The 18,740-nt window shown below is 63.7% G+C and carries 19 protein-coding genes; 18 read left to right on the top strand and 1 reads right to left on the bottom strand.

Annotated elements, in window-relative coordinates; genetic code table 11:
* Positions 1–28: 28 nt before the first annotated feature.
* The 11 genes from CWS72_RS16940 (at position 29) to trmB (ending at position 10,586) form a co-directional block, all read left to right on the top strand.
* Entirely contained in the window at positions 29–460 is a 432-nt protein-coding gene (locus CWS72_RS16940; protein ID WP_101251812.1) for a Fur family transcriptional regulator, read from the top strand.
* 43 nt (positions 461–503) lie between these two features.
* Positions 504–1,307 carry a GNAT family N-acetyltransferase gene (locus CWS72_RS16945; protein ID WP_101251813.1) on the top strand — a complete coding sequence of 268 codons (804 nt, stop codon included), beginning with the start codon at positions 504–506 and terminating at the stop codon, positions 1,305–1,307.
* 37 nt (positions 1,308–1,344) lie between these two features.
* Positions 1,345–2,226 (top strand): lysophospholipid acyltransferase family protein, encoded by an 882-nt coding sequence (locus CWS72_RS16950; protein ID WP_241911774.1) that lies wholly within the window; start codon positions 1,345–1,347, stop codon positions 2,224–2,226.
* Positions 2,227–2,307: 81 nt separating this feature from the next.
* On the top strand, positions 2,308–3,651 hold the full coding sequence (miaB, locus tag CWS72_RS16955) for a tRNA (N6-isopentenyl adenosine(37)-C2)-methylthiotransferase MiaB (RefSeq protein WP_101251814.1): 1,344 nt from the start codon (positions 2,308–2,310) through the stop codon (positions 3,649–3,651).
* A 62-nt stretch (positions 3,652–3,713) separates the two neighbouring features.
* Positions 3,714–4,634, top strand: a complete 921-nt coding sequence (locus CWS72_RS16960; RefSeq protein WP_101251878.1) for a PhoH family protein — start codon at positions 3,714–3,716, stop codon at positions 4,632–4,634.
* A 23-nt stretch (positions 4,635–4,657) separates the two neighbouring features.
* The gene (gene ybeY / locus CWS72_RS16965; RefSeq protein WP_101251879.1) at positions 4,658–5,176 is read left to right on the top strand and encodes an rRNA maturation RNase YbeY; all 519 of its coding nucleotides are present in this window, start codon (positions 4,658–4,660) and stop codon (positions 5,174–5,176) included.
* Positions 5,173–6,078 (top strand): hemolysin family protein, encoded by a 906-nt coding sequence (locus CWS72_RS16970; protein WP_101251815.1) that lies wholly within the window; start codon positions 5,173–5,175, stop codon positions 6,076–6,078. The genes ybeY and CWS72_RS16970 overlap by 4 nt, the downstream gene beginning before the upstream one ends.
* On the top strand, positions 6,075–7,637 hold the full coding sequence (lnt, locus tag CWS72_RS16975) for an apolipoprotein N-acyltransferase (protein ID WP_101251816.1): 1,563 nt from the start codon (positions 6,075–6,077) through the stop codon (positions 7,635–7,637). Before CWS72_RS16970 ends, lnt begins: the two co-directional genes overlap by 4 nt.
* A gap of 158 nt (positions 7,638–7,795) precedes the next feature.
* Positions 7,796–8,305, top strand: coding sequence for a helix-turn-helix domain-containing protein (locus CWS72_RS16980; protein WP_199175743.1), 510 nt, complete (start codon positions 7,796–7,798; stop codon positions 8,303–8,305).
* 225 nt (positions 8,306–8,530) lie between these two features.
* On the top strand, positions 8,531–9,700 hold the full coding sequence (metK, locus tag CWS72_RS16985; RefSeq protein ID WP_101251818.1) for a methionine adenosyltransferase: 1,170 nt from the start codon (positions 8,531–8,533) through the stop codon (positions 9,698–9,700).
* Positions 9,701–9,902: 202 nt separating this feature from the next.
* Complete coding sequence (gene trmB / locus CWS72_RS16990) at positions 9,903–10,586, top strand: tRNA (guanine(46)-N(7))-methyltransferase TrmB (protein WP_101251819.1); 684 nt, start codon at positions 9,903–9,905, stop codon at positions 10,584–10,586.
* A 9-nt stretch (positions 10,587–10,595) separates the two neighbouring features.
* Here the strand turns inward: trmB and CWS72_RS16995 are convergent, their stop codons facing one another.
* A complete protein-coding gene (locus tag CWS72_RS16995) occupies positions 10,596–11,138 on the bottom strand; it encodes a DUF3617 domain-containing protein (protein ID WP_101251820.1) in 543 nt (180 codons plus the stop codon).
* 392 nt (positions 11,139–11,530) lie between these two features.
* On the opposite strand from CWS72_RS16995, the gene rimP reads away from it, so the two are divergent.
* The 7 genes from rimP to rpsO are packed head-to-tail and all read left to right on the top strand — an operon-like array spanning position 11,531 to position 18,593.
* A complete protein-coding gene (rimP, locus tag CWS72_RS17000) occupies positions 11,531–12,025 on the top strand; it encodes a ribosome maturation factor RimP (protein ID WP_101251821.1) in 495 nt (164 codons plus the stop codon).
* A gap of 17 nt (positions 12,026–12,042) precedes the next feature.
* On the top strand, positions 12,043–13,563 hold the full coding sequence (gene nusA / locus CWS72_RS17005; protein ID WP_101251822.1) for a transcription termination factor NusA: 1,521 nt from the start codon (positions 12,043–12,045) through the stop codon (positions 13,561–13,563).
* 23 nt (positions 13,564–13,586) lie between these two features.
* Positions 13,587–14,249 carry an RNA-binding protein gene (locus CWS72_RS17010; RefSeq protein ID WP_101251823.1) on the top strand — a complete coding sequence of 221 codons (663 nt, stop codon included), beginning with the start codon at positions 13,587–13,589 and terminating at the stop codon, positions 14,247–14,249.
* Positions 14,250–14,295: 46 nt separating this feature from the next.
* Entirely contained in the window at positions 14,296–16,902 is a 2,607-nt protein-coding gene (gene infB / locus CWS72_RS17015) for a translation initiation factor IF-2 (protein WP_101251824.1), read from the top strand.
* A gap of 50 nt (positions 16,903–16,952) precedes the next feature.
* Positions 16,953–17,396: a 30S ribosome-binding factor RbfA gene (gene rbfA, locus CWS72_RS17020; RefSeq protein ID WP_101251825.1), complete on the top strand. Its 444-nt coding sequence runs from the start codon at positions 16,953–16,955 to the stop codon at positions 17,394–17,396.
* A complete protein-coding gene (gene truB, locus CWS72_RS17025; RefSeq protein WP_101251826.1) occupies positions 17,386–18,309 on the top strand; it encodes a tRNA pseudouridine(55) synthase TruB in 924 nt (307 codons plus the stop codon). Before rbfA ends, truB begins: the two co-directional genes overlap by 11 nt.
* 14 nt (positions 18,310–18,323) lie before the next feature.
* The gene (rpsO, locus tag CWS72_RS17030; RefSeq protein WP_101251827.1) at positions 18,324–18,593 is read left to right on the top strand and encodes a 30S ribosomal protein S15; all 270 of its coding nucleotides are present in this window, start codon (positions 18,324–18,326) and stop codon (positions 18,591–18,593) included.
* Positions 18,594–18,740: the final 147 nt, after the last annotated feature.

The raw sequence follows: 18,740 nt of genomic DNA on the forward strand, positions 1-18,740 counted from the left end.
TCTTTGATATATCGGTTACAACCCGGTCATGATCTCGCGAATCGAACAGCGATGCATCGAGAGAGGGATGAAAATGACCGAGCAGCGTCGGGTGATTGCCCGTGTGCTGTCCGATGCGGTCGATCATCCTGATGTCGAAGAAGTCTACCGACGGGCAACGGCGATCGATCCGAACATCAGCATTGCGACCGTCTATCGGACGGTCCGCCTGTTCGAGGAGGCCAATATCCTCGAGCGTCATGATTTCGGTGATGGACGGGCCCGTTACGAAGAGGCACCCGAGGCGCATCACGATCATCTGATCGATGTGCAAAGCGGTCGCGTCATCGAGTTTCAGAATCCCGAAATCGAGGCTTTACAGCGCGAAATCGCACGCCGGTTCGGCTATCGGTTGGTCGGGCATCGGCTCGAACTCTATGCCGTGCCGTTGACGGCCGGCGAGGACGGCGAGACTCAATGATTCCGGCCGGCGGTCATCGGCGCCGAATGTCGAACGAGGGATAATGATAGCCGAGGTGTCCGACGTGGGTGAAGCGGGAGCGGCTAGCCTCGAGGTGCGTCTGGCCTCGTCTTCCGACGAAGTCGAAGCGGCGCAGCGTTTGCGCTATCGCGTCTTTTACGACGAGATGGGGGCGCTGCCGACGCCCGAGATGGCTGCCCAGGGGCGCGACTTTGACGAGTTCGACCTCGTTTGCGACCATCTCCTGGTGATCGACCGCAAGAGGGGGGCCGGTGCCGAGGGCGTGGTCGGCACCTACCGCCTGCAACGGCGCGACACACCGAAATTCCAGCGATTCTATACCGCCAGCGAATACGACATCAGCAAGATCGCGGCCTTCCCCGGACATGTCCTGGAGCTTGGGCGCTCCTGCGTCGATCCGGCTTACCGGACCCGCATGACCATGCAATGCCTGTGGCGGGGCATCGCCGGATATGTCTTTTCCCACAACATCGATCTGATGTTCGGTTGCGCCAGTCTCCACGGGACCGATCCGCAGGCGCTGGCCGTGCCGCTCAGTTTCCTCTATCACAATCATCTGGCTCCCGAATCGATCCGGCCGCGTGCCTTGCCGGGACTGTTCGCCGAGATGAATTTGCTGCCGGCCGACTCGCTCAGCGCGCGCCGCGCGGTGGTCGAGCTGCCCCCCCTGATCAAGGGTTATCTTCGGTTGGGAGGATTCGTCGGTGACGGGGCGGTGATCGACCGCCAGTTCAACACCACGGATGTCTGCGTGATCGTCAAGACGGATCTGATCACCGACAAATATTTCCGTCATTACGACCGTACCGCCACGCGCAATCTATGATTTCGTCGCGCACGGTTGCCGGGTCCGGGGGCACGCCATGACGGACCGGCCATCAACGGAAACGGAGGCCGACGGCCTCAGTCAGACCAAGGCCATGCACAGGCCCGTCACCGCCGTCCTGCGGTTGTGCGCGTTTGTACTCTGGATGCTGGCTCTCGTGCCGGCCGTCGCTCTTTTGGGGGCGAGCGGTCTGGTCGGGCCCTGCCGGAGCGTCGCCCTGTTTTTTTGGCGCGGCGCCGTCCACATCCTCGGCATTCGCCTGATCGTCCGGGGAACGCCTTGCCCGGATCGGCCTTTGCTGTTCGTCGCCAATCATGCCTCCTACCTCGATATCGCGGTGATCGGCGCCCTGGTGCCGGCCGCTTTCGTCGCCAAGCAGGAGGTGGGCCAGTGGCCAGGCATCGGTTTTCTGGCGAAATTGGGCCGAACGGTCTTCATCGAGCGGCGGGCGCGGCGCAGCAAGGTCCAGAAGGATCTGATGATCGGCCGTCTGTTGGAATTGGGCGAATCGCTGGTTTTGTTTCCCGAAGGCACCAGCAACGACGGAAACCGGGTCCTGCCGTTCAAGAGCGCCCTGCTCTCGGTGGCGGAGGCCCGCCTGCCGGATGGCCGGCCGCTTCCCGTGCAGCCCCTTTCGCTCGCCTATACGCATCTCGGCGGCTTGCCGATGGGGCGGGGTTGGCGGCCTTACTACGCTTGGTACGGTGACATGGAACTGGCGCCCCACTTATGGACGATGCTGGGCCTGGGCCGCGTGACGGTCGAGGTCGATTTTTATCCGGCGGTGACACTCGACCAGTTCGGCTCCAGGAAGGCGCTGGCCGATCACTGCCACGACGTCATAAGACGGGGGGTCGTCGATGCTCTTGCCGGTCGCGGCGGCCAGGCTCCGCTGACGGGCTCCGTTACGGTTGGGTAACTTGACTTCCCCCCAGCCGATGTTAGTTATCAACAGGTGGGGGGCTTGTCTCTCCCTTCTCCATACTTGAGTATTTGATCTTTGGCGAAGAAACTTTTCATCAGAACCTATGGCTGCCAGATGAATGTTTATGATTCCGCCCGGATGGCGGACGTTCTGGCGCCTTTGGGCTATGGGGCCACCGAACGGGTCGAGGAGGCCGATATGGTCATCCTCAATACCTGTCACATCCGTGAGCACGCCGAAGACAAAGTCTTCTCGGAGCTGGGACGTCTGCGCCTGCTGAAGGAGGACCGGTCCGGCCGGGGCGGGCTGATCATCGCCGTCGCCGGCTGCGTCGCCCAGGCCGAGGGCGAGGAGATTCTGACCCGCGCGCCTTACGTCGATATCGTTCTCGGCCCGCAGACCTATCATCGGCTGCCCGAAATGGTCGCCCAGGCCAGCCGTGCCGGGAGCCGGGTTCTGGAAACCGATTTTCCCGCCGAGCCGAAGTTCGATCATCTGCCGGCGCCGTCGGCGCAGGGACCGGCGGCCTTCCTGTCGGTGCAGGAGGGATGCGACAAATTCTGCAGTTTCTGCGTCGTGCCCTACACCCGTGGCGCCGAATATTCCCGTTCGGTTTCGGCCGTACTGGCCGAAGCCAAGGGTCTGGCCGATCAGGGCGTGCGCGAGATCACCCTTTTGGGACAGAACGTCAACGGCTATCACGGCGAGGGGCCCGGCGGCGAAGGTTGGGGATTGGGCCGTCTGATCGGCGCTCTCGCCGAGGTGCCGGGGATCGAGCGGATCCGTTACACCACATCGCATCCGCGCGACATGAGCGACGATCTGATCGCCGCCCATCGCGACATTCCTCAATTGATGCCGTTCCTGCATCTGCCCGTGCAGTCGGGTTCGGATCGCGTCCTGGCCCGGATGAACCGGCAGCATACCGCCGACGATTACCGTCGCCTGATCGGTCGCCTGCGCGACGCGCAGCCGGATATCGCCTTGTCGTCCGATTTCATCGTCGGCTTTCCGGGCGAAAGCGACGCCGATTTTGCCGCGACGCTGGCGTTGATCAGCGATATCGGTTTCGCCCAGGCCTATTCCTTCAAATACAGTCCACGGCCGGGAACGCCGGCGGCGGCGATGGACGATCAGGTCGACGAAACCCGCAAGGAGGAGCGTCTGGCCGCCGTCCAGGACTTGATCGGACGCCAGGCCGTCGCTTTCAACCAGGCTTGCGTCGGACGGAGTTTCGACGTGCTTCTCGACCGCCCGGGCCGCCATCCCGGCCAGCTCATCGGCCGCAGCCCTTACATGCAATCGGTCTTTGTCACCGCTCCGGAGACCATGTTGAACACGGTCCAGCGCCTGCAAGTGATCGGCGCGCATCCCAATTCCCTGGCGGCAACCCTTTTGGAGCGTCGAGCCTGCGCGTGACCGATTCTTTGTCCGATAACGCCCGAATCATCCGGGAATTCGACGACAATGCCTTGTTGCAGATGTTGTTCGGTCCCACCAACGCTCATCTCGAACGGATCGAGCGGCAACTCGGCGTCCGCGTGACCTCCCGTGGCAATACGGTGGCCATCGACGGTCCGGCCGGCCGGGTCGAAGAGGCCCTGACCGTTCTCGATGAGCTTTATCGCAGATTGAGGGATGGCCAGCCAGTGGGGCCGGCCGACATCGATGCCGCGCTGCGCATGGTCGCGCAAGGGCTGCCCGGCGGCGATCGGCCCGTCTATATCACGCGCAAGCGCCACATCGCGGCGCGCTCTCCCGTCCAGGCGGATTACATGCGCGCCATGGACGAGCGGGAACTGGTGTTCGGCCTGGGGCCGGCCGGTACCGGCAAGACTTATCTGGCGGTCGCCAAGGCCGTTTCCATGATGGTCAAGGGCGAGGTCGACCGCATCATCCTGTCGCGCCCCGCCGTCGAGGCCGGTGAGCGCCTCGGTTTTCTGCCGGGCGACATGCGCGACAAGGTTGATCCCTATCTGCGTCCGCTCTACGACGCCCTGCATGACATGCTGCCGGGCGATCAGGTGGCGAAAAGGCTGGCCGCCGGCGACATCGAGGTGGCGCCGCTGGCTTTCATGCGCGGCCGCACCCTGGCCAGTTCCTTCGTCATTCTCGACGAGGCGCAAAATACCACGCCGGTGCAAATGAAGATGTTCCTGACCCGTTTGGGCGAGCATTCGCGCATGGTGGTCACGGGTGATCTGTCGCAGATCGATCTGCCTGCCGGTTCGCGCTCGGGGCTCAAGGATGCCCTGGATATTCTGGAGGGGGTGCCTTCGATCGGCGTCGTCCGGTTCACCGACCGCGATGTGGTTCGGCACGGCCTGGTCGCCGAGATCGTCCGCGCTTATGACAATCATGATCGCCACCGCGAGGGGCGAAACGGAGGAGGGGCATCGTGAGCGAGGCCGAGATCGATCTGGCCATGCCCTGCGAGCACTGGAGCGAGGCCCTTGCGGACGTCGAGGGCCTGTGCCGGCGCGTCGTCCTGGCGGCCCTGGACGGCAGCGGTGAGGTTCTGTCCCGCGGCACGCCCGAGCAGGTCGAGGTCAGTCTGGTCCTGGCCGACGATGCCATGGTCCAGGAGTTGAACCGGCAATATCGCGGGCAGGACAAGCCGACCAACGTGCTGTCCTTCGCCGCGCTGGACGGCGATGATGAAATAGCGGTGCCGGACGGCCCCCTGATGCTGGGGGACGTGGTGCTGGCCTTCGAGACGACGACGCGCGAGGCGCTGGCCGAGGGCAAGCCGCTGGCCGATCATTTATCGCATCTGTTGGTACATGGGATTTTGCATCTGCTGGGCTACGACCATCTGGAGGAGGCCGAGGCCGAGGAAATGGAGGGTCGGGAAAGGGTCATATTGGCCGGTCTCGGCATTGCCGATCCTTACGCCCTGCCGCCAGGTTCCGAAGCGGGAGAGGAGCGGATTGAACGGACATGAACGACCCTTCTGGCAGTAGATCGCCCCGTGAAAACGGGGCCAACGACGAATCCCTGGTCCGATCGCTGCGCGCATGGCTGAAGAGCCTGCGCCGCGGCAAATCGGGCGAATCGGTCCGCGAAACCCTTGAGGAACTGTTCGAGGAGCGCGAAGAGGCGTCGATTCCCATCGACGAACATGAGCGCCGACTGCTCGGCAATATCCTGCAACTGCGCGATGTCACCGCCTACAATGTGATGGTGCCCCGGGCCGATATCGTGGCGGTGGATACCCGGGTCACCCTGCAAGGCCTGATCGAGGTGATCAACACCCACGGGCACTCCCGCTATCCGGTTTTTCGCGGCACGCTCGACGATGCCATCGGCCTGGTCCACATCAAGGACGTGCTGATGCTGGTGGCCTCCGGCAAGCCCTTCAGCCTCCAGCGGATCGTTCGGAAAGTGCTGTTCGTTTCGCCGTCGATCCGCCTGCTCGATCTTTTGCTGGAGATGCGCTTGAAGCGCACCCACATGGCCCTGGTTGTCGACGAATATGGCGGTATCGATGGCCTGATGACCATCGAGGACGTGGTCGAGCAGATCGTCGGAGAAATCGAGGACGAGCACGACCACGATGTCGAGCCGGATTATATCGAGCGCCCCGACGGCGTGATCGAAGCCGATGCCCGTCTGCCGATCGAGGATTTGGAGGCGCGCGTCGGGCCGCTGCTCGACGACGAGGACCGCGAGGACGTCGATACCCTGGGCGGTCTGGTTTTCTTCCTGGCCGGACGGGTTCCGTCGCGCGGCGAGTTGATCAATCATCCCTCGGGACTGGAATTCGAAGTGGTCGACGCCGACCCCAGGCGGATCAAGCGTCTTAGGGTCCGCAATGTGCCGAAGCCGGAGGATCGCGCCGCTTGAACGCCCTTTTTTCGCGCCTTGCGGGCGCCGCTCTCCGCCTCGCCCACCAGCATGGCTGGCGGCGGCGCGGTCTGGCCGTTTTGCTTGGTGTCCTGGCCGCCCTGGCCTTGCCGCCCATCCATGCGCTTCCCCTCCTGTGGATTGCCTTTCCGGGCCTGATTCTCCTGCTCGACGGCGGATCGGGGGGCCGCCAGGCGTTCACCGACGGCTGCTGGTTCGGCTTCGGACATTTTTCCCTGGGACTCTACTGGATTTCCTACGCCCTGCTCGTCGACCCGGTTCGCTTCGGCTGGCTGGTCCCCGTCGCCGTCTTCGGCCTGGGCGGCCTGCTCGGCCTCTTCGTCGGCGCCGCCACCTTCTTCGCCCGTCGTCTGGCGCCGCCCGGGGTGCCCCGGGTCCTGGCGCTGGCGTTGGCCTGGGTGTTGTTCGAATGGGTGCGCAGTTGGATCTTCACCGGCTTCTCCTGGAATTTGATCGGTTCGGTCTGGATGCCGGTCCTGCCCGTCGTGCAGTTCGCCGCCGTCGCCGGAACCTATGGCCTGGGGCTGCTGACCGTCGCCGCCGCCGCCATGCCCGCCCTGCTGGTCCGTCCCAGCCGGTCCCATCGGAGCGCGGTGGTGGCCAGCCTGCTGGTGCTGGCTATGGTCGCCGTCTGGGGAAGCGTGCGTTTGGCCGATGGCGGCGTGCCCACCGTGACGGGTGTCCGTTTGCGTCTGGTGCAGCCCAACATCGAACAGACGCTGAAATGGAAGCCGGAGATGCGCATGGCTCATCTCCAGGAGCATCTCGACCTCACCTTGTCGCCGGGCTGGGACAAGGTGACCGACGTCATCTGGTCGGAGACGGCGGCTCCGTCCTTCCTTGAGCGCGACGGCGTGGCACGGAGCCTGATCGCCGCGGTCACGCCGCCGGGGGGATTGCTGATCACCGGCGCGGTCCGCGGCACGCCGCCGGGCGTTGAACCGTTTCGCGTGTGGAACAGCATGCTCGCCCTGACGCGGCAAGGTGATATCGCGGCGACCTACGACAAGGCCCATCTGGTGCCCTTCGGGGAATATGTGCCGCTGCATAGCCTGCTGCCCCTCGACAAGATTACCGCCGGCAGCGTCGATTTCACGCCCGGTCCGGGCGTGTCGACCCTGCTGCTGCCCGGTTTGCCCCCGGCCGGCCCCTTGATCTGTTACGAGGTGATCTTTCCCGGCGAGGTGGTGGACCGGACCCATCGTCCGGGGTGGCTGCTCAATCTGACCAACGACGGCTGGTACGGCATCAGCGCCGGTCCCTATCAGCATTTCGCCGCGGCCCGCCTGCGTGCCGTCGAGGAAGGCCTGCCTCTCGTCCGGGCGGCCAATACGGGCATTTCCGGAGTGATCGATCCTTACGGTCGGGTTCTCGCCCGGTTGCCGCTGGGCACCCGGGGCATTCTCGATGCCGACTTGCCCACACCGCTGCCGGCGGAAATGCCGTTCGCGCGATTCGGCCTGTTCGCCCCATTGGTTTTATGGGTATTGACTATGTTTTGCCTCGTTTTTTGGCTGCGGGTGTTTAGGGCTGGTTGAATTCCTGGAGGGGTGGAGCGACTTTCAGTAACTGATGTATGTTGACTGGTATAGAGTAGTATGCCTAAAGTGATAGCGCGTGACAGCCAATCCGATCAGGCTCGTCTGTCCGCGATCACCGACCTTCGATGTCAACATCCTTCTCTCATGGAATCGCCATGGCCCGTGCCGCTAGCAATACCAAACCTTTGAAAACCGACGTCCCCGTTCGCCGATCCGGTCGCGGGCGGACGGCTTCGGGAAAACCCAATCCGATCGACGTGCATGTTGGTGCGCGCGTTCGCCTCCGTCGTACTCTCCTCGGCATGAGCCAGGAAAAGCTGGGCGAGGCCATTGGCCTGACCTTCCAGCAGGTGCAGAAGTATGAGCGCGGCGCCAACCGGATCGGCGCGTCGCGTCTGTTCGATCTGTCGCGGGTGCTCGACGTTCCCGTCTCCTTCTTCTTCGACGACATGTCCGACGACACCTCTTTGCAAAGCCCGCGGATGATCGTCGCCGGTCTCGTCGAGGAATTGCCGGTGTCGCTCGAAGCCGATCCGATGACCAAGCGCGAGACCCTGGAACTGGTGCGCGCCTATTACCGCATCACCGATCCGCAGATCCGCAAGCGGGTTTTCGAGCTGGCCAAGGCCCTGGCCAACGCGAGCGACGCGATCGAGACGAAGTAGGATGGGGGAAGCGCCGGTCGTCGGGGCCGGCGTTTTCTTTCCTGTTCGACGTCTTCACGCTTGAACCGAAGCGCGAAATTCTGTAACTAACAACACCTCGGTTTTGCCGGGGCGTGGAGATTTGACCGCTTGCTGCCACGTAAAATCCAAGGCTAAGTGGGTGCACCGATGGCCTTCCTTCGATGCCCCAGGTCCTGTCGCAACCGGATTTCGGAGGAATCGACTGTGTCGAAGTCCAATTTCCTTTTTACAAGTGAGTCTGTTTCAGAGGGGCATCCCGACAAGGTGTGCGACCGTATTTCGGACGCCATCGTCGATACCTTTCTGACCGCCGATCCCAGCGCCCGCGTCGCCGTCGAGACGCTGTGCACCACCAATCAGATCGTTCTGGCCGGCGAAGTGCGCGGCCCGGACGGCATCACCAGCAAGACCCTGGAAGAGGTAGCCCGGTCCGCGGTCCGCGACATCGGCTACGAGCAGGACGGCTTCCATTGGAAGAACGCCCGCGTCGACGTGTTCGTCCATAAGCAGTCCGCAGACATCGCCATCGGCGTGGACGCGGCCGGCAACAAGGATGAGGGAGCCGGCGACCAGGGCATCATGTTCGGCTATGCCTGCGACGAGACCGCCGTCTTGATGCCGGCGCCCATCTATTATTCCCACGCCATCTTGAAGTCGCTCGCCGAGGCCCGCCATTCCGGGGCCGAGCCTCTGCTCGGGCCCGACGCCAAGAGCCAGGTGACCTTGCAATATGTGAACGGCAAGCCGGTGCGCGCCACCTCGGTGGTGGTCTCGACCCAGCACAGCGGCACGATCGATCAGGACGCCGTCCGCGAGATCGTCCGTCCGCATGTGCTGAACGTGTTGCCCGACGGATGGATGTGCCCGGAAGACCATTTCTACGTCAATCCGACGGGGCGCTTCGTTATCGGCGGCCCCGACGGCGATGCCGGCCTCACTGGCCGCAAAATCATTGTCGACACTTACGGCGGCGCCGCTCCGCACGGCGGCGGGGCCTTCTCGGGCAAGGATCCGACCAAGGTCGATCGGTCGGCCGCCTATGCCGCCCGTTATCTGGCCAAGAACGTCGTCGGCGCCAAATTGGCCGACAAATGCGTCATCCAGTTGAGCTACGCCATCGGCGTCTCCAAGCCGTTGTCGGTCTATGTCGATACTTTCGGAACCGCCAAGGTTGACGAGGACAAACTTTCGGACGTCCTGCAGCAGCTGGTCGATCTGAGCCCGCGCGGCATCCGCACCCATCTGGGCCTCAACCGCCCGATCTATGCGCGGACTGCCGCTTACGGCCACTTCGGCCGCGAGCCCGAGAGCGACGGCGGCTTCTCCTGGGAGCGCCTGGATCTGGTCGATCAACTGAAGACGGCTTTGGCCTGAGGGTCTGAGCAGCCTCCATGCCGGAAACGGCGCGGAGGCGTCTAATCCATGCTTTAGGGCTTGGCGCGGTCATCGCGTCGAGCCCTAAAGTGTTTCTATATGAGGCATCTTGGGGTGCTTCGGGAGCCGCTCGGGCTGAAGCGTTCGCCAGTCAAAACGCCAACACGCCGGAACGCGGACGTCATGCGAGGAATCTAAGGGAATGATCCACGAGGGTCCGCGTTTTTTTGGCCGGCGCCGCGGCAAGGCTCTGCGAGCCACCGGCCGATCCCTCGTTGAAACCCTGTTGCCCCGGCTGACCATCGGGGAGCCGCGGCCGGGCGATAGCCTGGATCCGGGAGGCCTGTTCGACGTTCCGCCGAAGGAGTTGTGGCTGGAAGTCGGATTCGGCGGCGGCGAGCATCTGGCCTGGCAGGCGGCCAGCCATCCGGACGTCGGCCTGATCGGGGGCGAGGTCTTTCTCAACGGTATCGCCTCGCTGCTCGGCCATATCGACCGCCAGGCCATCGAAAATGTCCGCATCTTCGCCGAGGACGTCCGCCGTCTGTTTCCCGCTTTGCCCGATGCCTGCCTGCGGCGCGTCTTCGTGCTGTTTCCCGACCCCTGGCCGAAGAAACGCCACGCCGAACGCCGCTTCATCGGCGGCGACAATCTCGATCAACTGTCCCGTCTGATGGCCGACGGCGCCGAACTTCGCATCGCCACCGACGATGAGACCTACAAGGCTTGGGCGCAAAGCCAGATGGCGGCGCGGGCCGATTTTGAAAATGTCACCGTCGACCCTCTCGTCAAGGTCGAGGACTGGCCGGCCACCCGCTATGAGGCAAAAGCCCGCGAACAGGGGCGACAGCCGATTTTCTTGCGCTATCTGCGAAAGCCCCGCTGACGACGTTGGTCAGCGGGCGCTGTTGGCGCCGCCCACGGACCCGCAGTCGGAACCGACATACCGCATTTCGGTTTCGTGGATCGTGCCGTGGGAGGCGCCGGTGGGATCGGTGGATTGTGTTTCGACGTGGCTGAATACCCTGTCGCCTTCATCCACCCTCTCGCCCTTGCCGCTGCTCCTGGTGCCTTGGATCGTGCAATCCCAGGAGTAAGACACCTTGTTGCCCGACTTCGAGGTGATGGTCGGCTTGCAGCCTGTGGGCTGCAAAGCCTTCGCCGCCGCGGAAAAATCACTGGAGGAGAGGCAGATGCGGCCGGTTCCCGAGGTCAGTTCCTCCATGCGCTTGCGCTTCTCCGGCGGCATCGCTTGCAAGGATTTTTCGAGCGCGGCATGCGCCGCCGCCCTTTGGGCCAGCACGTCCTGGCCGTCGCGGATCATCTTGAGGGGGCGCACCTCCCACAGGCCGGGCTTCAGCGGCAAGTCGCCGATATCGGAAGCCAGGGCGGAGCCGGCGGTGAAAAGGAGTAACAGAAGGGAACTGAACCTGCGCATCACCCCACCTCGTGCGATAGATAAAAATACAAGTAATTTCAATGTATTGCCCACGATGATGAGTGGTAGCGCGATTCTCGCGCCGGTTCAAAAGACAAGTTCGTGACGCCCGGCTGGCCCCGTCGGCGCCGGGCATCGGGAAGCAAGGCCTATGCCGGCCGATAGGATCGAGACAAAAGGCTTGCAGGCGGAGCGTTGATGGCTATAGTGGCGCCTGACACATTCTTGTGGTCCCGCCCCAGAGGCGGGGTTGTAAGGGTGGGCCGCTGGCCCACTTTTTTGCTTTTTTTAGGGGCCTTGCTTTCCATTTTCATATGGGATTGAAAGCGGGGTCAGGGTTTGGCAAGCGCCGCATCGCGCGGTGTGGGTAAGTCGTCGGAAGGCCGCTGGATTTGGAGATCGAGAATCGCATCTCGGCCATGGTCGCGCCGTCGCTGGATGCCATGGGTTACGAATTGGTTCGCGTGCTCCTGCAGGGGCGACAGAACCTGACCTTGCAGGTCATGGCCGAGCGTCGCGACCGTCAGCCGATGACCGTTGATGATTGCGCCGAGATCAGCCGATCGATATCGGCTATTCTCGACGTCGAGGACCCGATTGCCGAAGCCTATACCTTGGAAGTGAGTTCGCCTGGGATCGATCGGCCGCTCACTCGTCCGCAGGATTTTGATCGTTTCGCCGGCTTCGAAGCCAAAGTTGAAACGGTGCAGCCGGTGGAAGGGCGCAAGCGCTTCCGCGGTCAGGTAATGGGTATGAACGACGACAGCCAGGTTCGTCTGGTTGTGGAAACCGGTGAAATCGCCATCCCGCTGGCGAGCATCAAGTCTGCCAAGCTCGTCTTGACGGATGCCTTGATTGCCGCAGCGACGAAGGCTCAAGAACAGTAGGCCCGAGAACGGACCCCATGGAACGCACAGCAGCACTCCCCCGCCCCGAACTCCTTCAGGTCGCCGACGCGGTCGCCCGTGATAAAGGGATCGACCGTGACGAAGTCCTGGAGGCTATGGAACAGGCCATTCAGAAGGCCGGACGCTCCAAATATGGCCATGAGCACGATATTCGTGCCCATATCGATCGCAAAAACGGCGAAATCCAGCTCTCCCGCTTCATGGAAGTGGTGGAAACGGTAGAGAACGAGGCCACGCAACTGACCGTGGCCCAGGCTCGCCGCAAGAAGGCGGATGTTGCGGTCGGCGAGTTCATCGTCGATTCCCTGCCGCCGATCGATTTCGGTCGAATCGCCGCCCAGACCGCCAAGCAGGTCATCGTGCAGAAGGTCCGCGACGCCGAGCGTCAGCGCCAATATGCCGAATTCAAGGACCGCACCGGCGAAATCGTCAACGGCCTCGTCAAACGTGTCGAGTTCGGCAATGTGGTGGTCGATCTCGGTCGAGCCGAGGCGTTGCTTCGCCGCGACGAACTGATCCCCCGCGAGACCTTCCGGACCGGCGACCGGGTGCGGGCTTATATCTACGACGTTCGCCAGGAACCCCGTGGGCCGCAGATCTTTCTTTCGCGCACCCATCCGCAGTTCATGGCCAAGCTGTTCGCCCAGGAAGTGCCCGAGATCTATGACGGTATCATCGAGATCAAGTCGGTTGCCCGCGATCCGGGCTCTCGCGCCAAGATCGCCGTGATCAGCCGCGATTCGGGCATCGATCCGGTGGGCGCCTGCGTCGGTATGCGGGGTAGCCGCGTGCAGGCCGTGGTGGCGGAGCTGCAGGGCGAGAAGATCGACATCATCCAGTGGTCGGCCGATCCGGCCACCTTCATCGTTAACGGCCTGGCGCCCGCCGAGGTGGCCAAGGTGGTTCTCGACGAGGAGGCGAACCGCATCGAGGTGGTGGTTCCCGACGATCAGCTCAGCCTGGCCATCGGCCGGCGCGGCCAGAACGTCCGCTTGGCCTCGCAGCTTACCGGCTGGGACATCGACATCCTGACCGAGGCCGAGGAATCCGAACGGCGCACCGAGGAATTCAAGTCGCGCTCCCGGATGTTCATCGAGGCCCTCGACGTCGACGACGTGATCGCCCATCTTCTGGTGACCGAAGGTTTCTCCTCGGTGGAGGAGGTGACCTTCGTGCCGCTTGAGGATCTGACCGACATCGAAGGGTTCGATGAGGCGATCGCCGGCGAATTGCAGCAGCGTGGCCGCGTCTTCCTGGAAGAGCAGGACGCGCGCAATGAGACGCGGCGCAAGGATCTGGGCGTCACCGACGAAGTGGCGGCTATTGCCGGTCTGACCACCAGCATGCTGGTGACTCTGGGTGAGAAGGGGGTGAAGACCCTTGACGATCTGGCCGATCTGGCCGGCGATGAACTGATCGAGATGTTGGGCAAGGACAAGCTCTCCCTCGATGACGCCAATGCCGCGATCATGGCCGCCCGGGCTCATTGGTTCGATGGCGAGGGCGGTCAGGCCTGACGGGTTCGGCGCGAGGACCCCGCATGGCGGAAGAGCGTCCACCCGAGACTTTGACGGAAGGGCCGGTCGAAAGCGGGGCGGACAGCCCCGACTTCGAGGAAAAGGGCCCGAACCGGCGCTGTATCGTCACCGGCCGGGTCTTGCCGGTGGAGCAGATGATCCGCTTCGTCGTGGGGCCGGACGGGGTGGTGGTTCCCGACATCGAGGCGCGGCTCCCCGGTCGCGGGTTATGGTTGAGCGCCGGATGGAATATGGTAAATACGGCTGTGGCGAAAAATCTTTTCGCCAAGTCGTTCCGTCGGAAGGTCGTCGCGCCGGCCGATCTTGCCGAGACGATCGCCGGACTGCTTCTGCGCCGTTGCCTGGAGAGGATAGGCCTGGCACGGCGCGCGGGCCAGGCGATTACGGGATTTGAAAAGGTCCGCGGCGAGTTGAAGGCCGGGCGTGGCGCGGTTCTGCTGGCCGCCGCCGACGGCGCGGCCGATGGACGTGATAAGATTAGGGCGCTGGCTCCCGCCCTGCCGCTGGTTGCGGTATTGAGCAGTGAGGAGCTGGGTGCCGCTTTCGGCCGCAGTCATGCCGTGCACGCTTTGCTAACGGCGGGACGGTTGGCGGATGGCTTGAAAATCGATGCTACGCGCCTGGCGGGTATGCGCCGGATTGAACCCGGATGTAATGATGTCTGAGATGCGAGGACCTGCGTCCCCGCGGAAACGAGAGTAAATCGAACCGATGACCGAGTCCAATGACCCCGACCGGAAAGCACCGTTGAAGCTGTCACCGGGCAAGCTTGAATTGAAGAAGACCGTGGAGACCGGCCAGGTGCGGCAGAGCTTTTCGCATGGCCGCTCCAAGGTTGTCACCGTCGAGGTGCGCAAAAAGCGGACTTTCGCGACGGGAGCCGGCGGCGTTCTGCACGAAGTCAAGGAGGGCCCTCGTCCTCCCGAGTTCGAGCAGATGGTGGCTCCGGCCGTCGTCGAGGTTGGCGAAACGCCGGCGGTGCATCCGCTGCATGATCTGACCTCCGGCGAAAAGGCCACCCGTGCCCGTGCCCTGCAGGATGCCCGCCGCGCCGAGGACGAGGCGCGCCGTCGCGCCGCCGACGAGGAGCTGCGCCGCAGCCTGGAAGAGGAAGCCCGCCGGCTCGCCGCCGAGGAGGCCGCCCTTAACGCTCCGCCGGTGGTCGAACCCGCACCGGAACCGGAGCCCGTGGCCCCCGCGCCGTCCGCGGCTCCGGCTTCCGCCGAAACCACGGCCGCCGCCGCCGCGCCCGCGTCCACTGCCCCGTCGGCTTCGCCTGCGGCGACTACTGCGACCGCCACCACGCCCGCCGCTCCGGCAGCCAAGGCGGCGACCGAGGAAGAGGAAGAGGAAGACCGCGGCAAGCGTCCGGGTCGGCCCGCGCCTCATAAGCCGGTGCCGGTGGTCAAGAGGACCGAGCCCCGCCGCCGTGAAGGCAAGCTGACCATTACCGCCGCCCTGGACGACGACGATCGCGGTCAGCGCGGTCGCTCGCTGGCCGCCGTGAAGCGCGCCCGTGAACGCGAGCGGCTTAAGCAATTGCAGAAGGCGAGCGAGAAGGTTATTCGCGAAGTCGTCATTCCCGAAACCATCGCGGTCCAGGAATTGGCCAACCGTATGGCCGAACGCGGCGCCGACGTGATCAAGTGCCTGATGCGCAATGGCATCATGGCGACGATCAATCAGGTGATCGACGCCGACACCGCCGAGCTGGTGGTTTCCGAATTCGGTCATACGCCCAAGCGCGTCGCCGATTCGGACGTCGAGATCGGCTTGTCCGGCGTGAGCGACGCCGATTCCAACCTGATCCAGCGTCCGCCCGTGGTGACGGTCATGGGCCATGTCGATCATGGCAAGACCTCGCTTCTGGATGCGCTCCGCGCCACCGACGTGGTGTCGGGGGAAGCCGGCGGCATTACCCAGCATATCGGCGCCTACCAGGTCGCGGTGCATGGCGGCCAGCGGATCACCTTCATCGATACGCCCGGCCACGAAGCCTTCACCGCCATGCGCGCCCGTGGCGCCAACATGACCGACATCGTCGTTCTGGTGGTGGCGGCCGACGACGGCATCATGCCGCAGACGGTCGAGGCCATCCGCCACGCCAAGGCGGCCAAGGTGCCGATCATCGTCGCCATCAACAAGATCGACAAGCCGGACGCCAATGTCGAGCGCGTCCGCCAGGAACTGTTGCAGCACGAACTGGTGACCGAGGAACTGGGCGGCGACGTTCTGGCCGTCGAGGTTTCGGCGAAGAAGCGGATCAATCTCGACAAGCTCGAGGAGGCCATCCTTCTCCAGGCCGAAATCCTCGATCTCAAGGCCAATCCCGATCGTGCCGCGCAAGGCGTGGTGATCGAGGCGAAGATCGAACGCGGCCGGGGTTCCGTGGCCACGGTCCTGGTGCAGAAGGGCACCCTGCATGTCGGCGACGTATTCGTCGCCGGGGCGGAGTGGGGGCGTGTGCGCGCGCTGATCGATGATCGCGGCAACAAGGTCGAGCAGGCCGGCCCCTCGGCGCCGGTCGAGGTTCTGGGACTGGCCGGCACGCCGTCCGCCGGCGACGATTTCGTCACCGTCGAGACCGAGGTCCGGGCCCGCGAGGTCGCCGGCTATCGTCAGCGCAAGGAACGTGACGCCAAGGCTGCCGCCGGGGCGCGCGGAACTCTCGAAGAGATGTTCTCCAAGATCGCCGCGGGCGAAGCCAAGGAGCTTCCCGTGGTCATCAAGGGCGACGTCCAAGGCTCGGTGGAAGCCATCGTTTCGACCTTGGAAAGAATGGGAACCGACGAGGTCAAGGTCCGCGTTCTTCATTCGGCCGTCGGCGGCATCAACGAATCCGACATTACCCTGGCCAAGGCGTCCAACGCCCTGATCATCGGCTTCAATGTGCGCGCCAATCCGCAGGCCCGCGATATGGCGCGGCGCGACACCGTCGACATCCGCTACTATTCGATCATCTATGACGTGGCTGACGATCTGCGCCAGGCGCTGACCGGCATGCTGGCTCCGACCCTGAAGGAGCGTTTCCTCGGCAATGCCGAGATCCGCGAGGTGTTCTCCATCAGCAAGATCGGCAAGGTGGCCGGCTGCCTGATCACCGAGGGCATGGTCAAGCGGGGCGCGAAGGTGCGCCTGTTGCGCGACGATGTGGTCATTCACGAGGGTGCGCTGGGTCAGCTCAAGCGTTTCAAGGACGATGTCCGCGAAGTGCGCGAGGGCTACGAGTGCGGCATGTCGTTCGAGAACTACAACGACATCCAGGTCGGTGATGTGATCGAATGCTTTGAGATCGAGGAGATCGCCGGCACCCTCTGATCCTTTCGGGTCAGCCAAGTGGTGAGCGGTCTTTCGGTGGAGGATGTGCCATGAGCCGAGGGCAACGGGCACCCAGTCAGCGCCAGCTTCGCGTCGGCGAGGAATTGCGCCACGCTATCGCCAACATTCTGGAACGCGGCGACATCCGTGACGTGGATGTCGCCGGGCGTCCGGTCACGGTAACCGAGGTGTCGGTCAGCCCCGATCTTCGGAATGCGACGGTGTTCGTCATTCCGTTGGGCGGGGGTGAAAACGCCTCCCTGCTGGCCGGGCTGAAAAGGGTCCGGCCATATCTGCGCCACGAAGTGGCGCGGATGGTGCAGATGCGGATGGTTCCCGACCTTTCTTTCGTTGCCGATACGACATTCGACAATGCCAGCCGCATCGAGGCGCTGCTGCATAGTCCCGAGGTGCGGCGCGATCTGGGCGAGGAACCGGCCGAAGACGGGGAGACCCGGACGGAGTCCGACGAAGGCCAGGACGATGGGGCGTAGGAAAGGCGGGCAGCCCATCAACGGCTGGATCGCCATCGATAAGCCGCTCGGCATGACGTCGACCGCCGTGGTGACCAAGGTGCGCCGGATGACCGACGCGGCCAAGGTCGGGCATGGCGGAACGCTCGATCCACTGGCCAGCGGCATTCTGCCCATCGCCCTTGGCGAAGCCACCAAGACCGTCGCCTATGTCATGGACGGAGCGAAAAGCTATCGCTGGCAGGTAACCTGGGGCGAAGCGCGGAGCACCGACGACGGCGAGGGCGAGGTCGTGGCGACCAGCGAGAATCGCCCGAGCCTGGCCGACATCGAGGCGGTCCTGCCGCGCTTTCTGGGCGAGATCGAACAGGTGCCGCCCGCCTATTCGGCGGTGAAGATCGGAGGTCAGCGCGCCTATGCTTTGGCGCGCGCCGAACAGAGCGTCGAATTGCGGCCGCGCATTGTGCGCATCGACAGTTTCACCATGATCGAATCGACGCCCGAGAGCGCCACCTTCGAGGTTGGCTGCGGAAAAGGGGCCTATATCCGCTCGCTGGCGCGCGACTTGGCCTTGGCCCTGGACACCGTCGGCTATGTGTCTTCGCTACGGCGGACTCGCTGCGGGCCGTTTGACGAAATCAACGCGATTTCCCTGGATATGCTCGAAGAGTTTGGGCATAGTGCCGCGTCTGCGAATTTAGTGCTTCCCGTTGAGACCGTGCTGGACGACATCCCGGCTCTGGCCTTGACGGAAGATGAGGCCCGTCGCCTGCAGAATGGGCAGTCCCTGTCGGTCCTCCGGCTGGCTGCCTTGAATCCTCACACGTCCATATCCGCCGGTGTAACCGTGCGAGCCATGGCCGAAGAGCGATTGGTGGCGTTGGCCCGTATCGATGGCGCCGAGTTGCGTCCGATACGTGTGTTGAACCTTTGAATATGGAGTAGACGATGTCGATCACCGCCGAGCGCAAGCAAGAGCTCATCAAGGAATATGCCACCACCGGATCCGACACCGGTTCGCCGGAAGTTCAAGTGGCCATTCTGTCCGAGCGTATCCGCAATCTGACGGAACATTTCAAGGACCATAAGAAGGATTTCCATTCGCGCCGCGGCCTGCTGATCATGGTCGGCCAGCGTCGCCGCCTGCTGGATTATCTGAAGGCGAAGAACGTCGCTCGTTACGAGCAACTGATCGCCCGTCTCGGCCTGCGCAAGTAAGCTTGTGGTGGTGCCCCGCCTCAAGGGCTCGTCCGTCATCCGGTCGAGCGGGTCTTTGGGTGGCAAGTTTTTTTTTAAAGAACCCGCGCGGGGATGGCTTCGCGCGGGTAGCGTCATATCGGCAGTTCCCCTGCGCCCGCCGGGCAT

It is taken from the genome of Telmatospirillum siberiense, assembly GCF_002845745.1.
Classification (GTDB): domain Bacteria; phylum Pseudomonadota; class Alphaproteobacteria; order Rhodospirillales; family Magnetospirillaceae; genus Telmatospirillum; species Telmatospirillum siberiense.

Excerpts from the sequence above, each read along its gene's own strand:
- CWS72_RS16940 (WP_101251812.1), top strand. The coding sequence starts at position 29 with ATGATCTCGCGAATCGAACAGCGATGCATCGAGAGAGGGATGAAAATG.
- CWS72_RS16945 (WP_101251813.1), top strand. The coding sequence starts at position 504 with ATGATAGCCGAGGTGTCCGACGTGGGTGAAGCGGGAGCGGCTAGCCTC.
- CWS72_RS16950 (WP_241911774.1), top strand. The coding sequence starts at position 1,345 with ATGACGGACCGGCCATCAACGGAAACGGAGGCCGACGGCCTCAGTCAG.
- CWS72_RS16960 (WP_101251878.1), top strand. The coding sequence starts at position 3,714 with ATGTTGTTCGGTCCCACCAACGCTCATCTCGAACGGATCGAGCGGCAA.
- ybeY (WP_101251879.1), top strand. The coding sequence starts at position 4,658 with ATGCCCTGCGAGCACTGGAGCGAGGCCCTTGCGGACGTCGAGGGCCTG.
- CWS72_RS16970 (WP_101251815.1), top strand. The coding sequence starts at position 5,173 with ATGAACGACCCTTCTGGCAGTAGATCGCCCCGTGAAAACGGGGCCAAC.
- CWS72_RS16980 (WP_199175743.1), top strand. The coding sequence starts at position 7,796 with ATGGCCCGTGCCGCTAGCAATACCAAACCTTTGAAAACCGACGTCCCC.
- trmB (WP_101251819.1), top strand. The coding sequence starts at position 9,903 with ATGATCCACGAGGGTCCGCGTTTTTTTGGCCGGCGCCGCGGCAAGGCT.
- CWS72_RS16995 (WP_101251820.1), bottom strand. The coding sequence starts at position 11,138 with ATGCGCAGGTTCAGTTCCCTTCTGTTACTCCTTTTCACCGCCGGCTCC.
- nusA (WP_101251822.1), top strand. The coding sequence starts at position 12,043 with ATGGAACGCACAGCAGCACTCCCCCGCCCCGAACTCCTTCAGGTCGCC.
- CWS72_RS17010 (WP_101251823.1), top strand. The coding sequence starts at position 13,587 with ATGGCGGAAGAGCGTCCACCCGAGACTTTGACGGAAGGGCCGGTCGAA.
- infB (WP_101251824.1), top strand. The coding sequence starts at position 14,296 with ATGACCGAGTCCAATGACCCCGACCGGAAAGCACCGTTGAAGCTGTCA.
- rbfA (WP_101251825.1), top strand. The coding sequence starts at position 16,953 with ATGAGCCGAGGGCAACGGGCACCCAGTCAGCGCCAGCTTCGCGTCGGC.
- truB (WP_101251826.1), top strand. The coding sequence starts at position 17,386 with ATGGGGCGTAGGAAAGGCGGGCAGCCCATCAACGGCTGGATCGCCATC.
- rpsO (WP_101251827.1), top strand. The coding sequence starts at position 18,324 with ATGTCGATCACCGCCGAGCGCAAGCAAGAGCTCATCAAGGAATATGCC.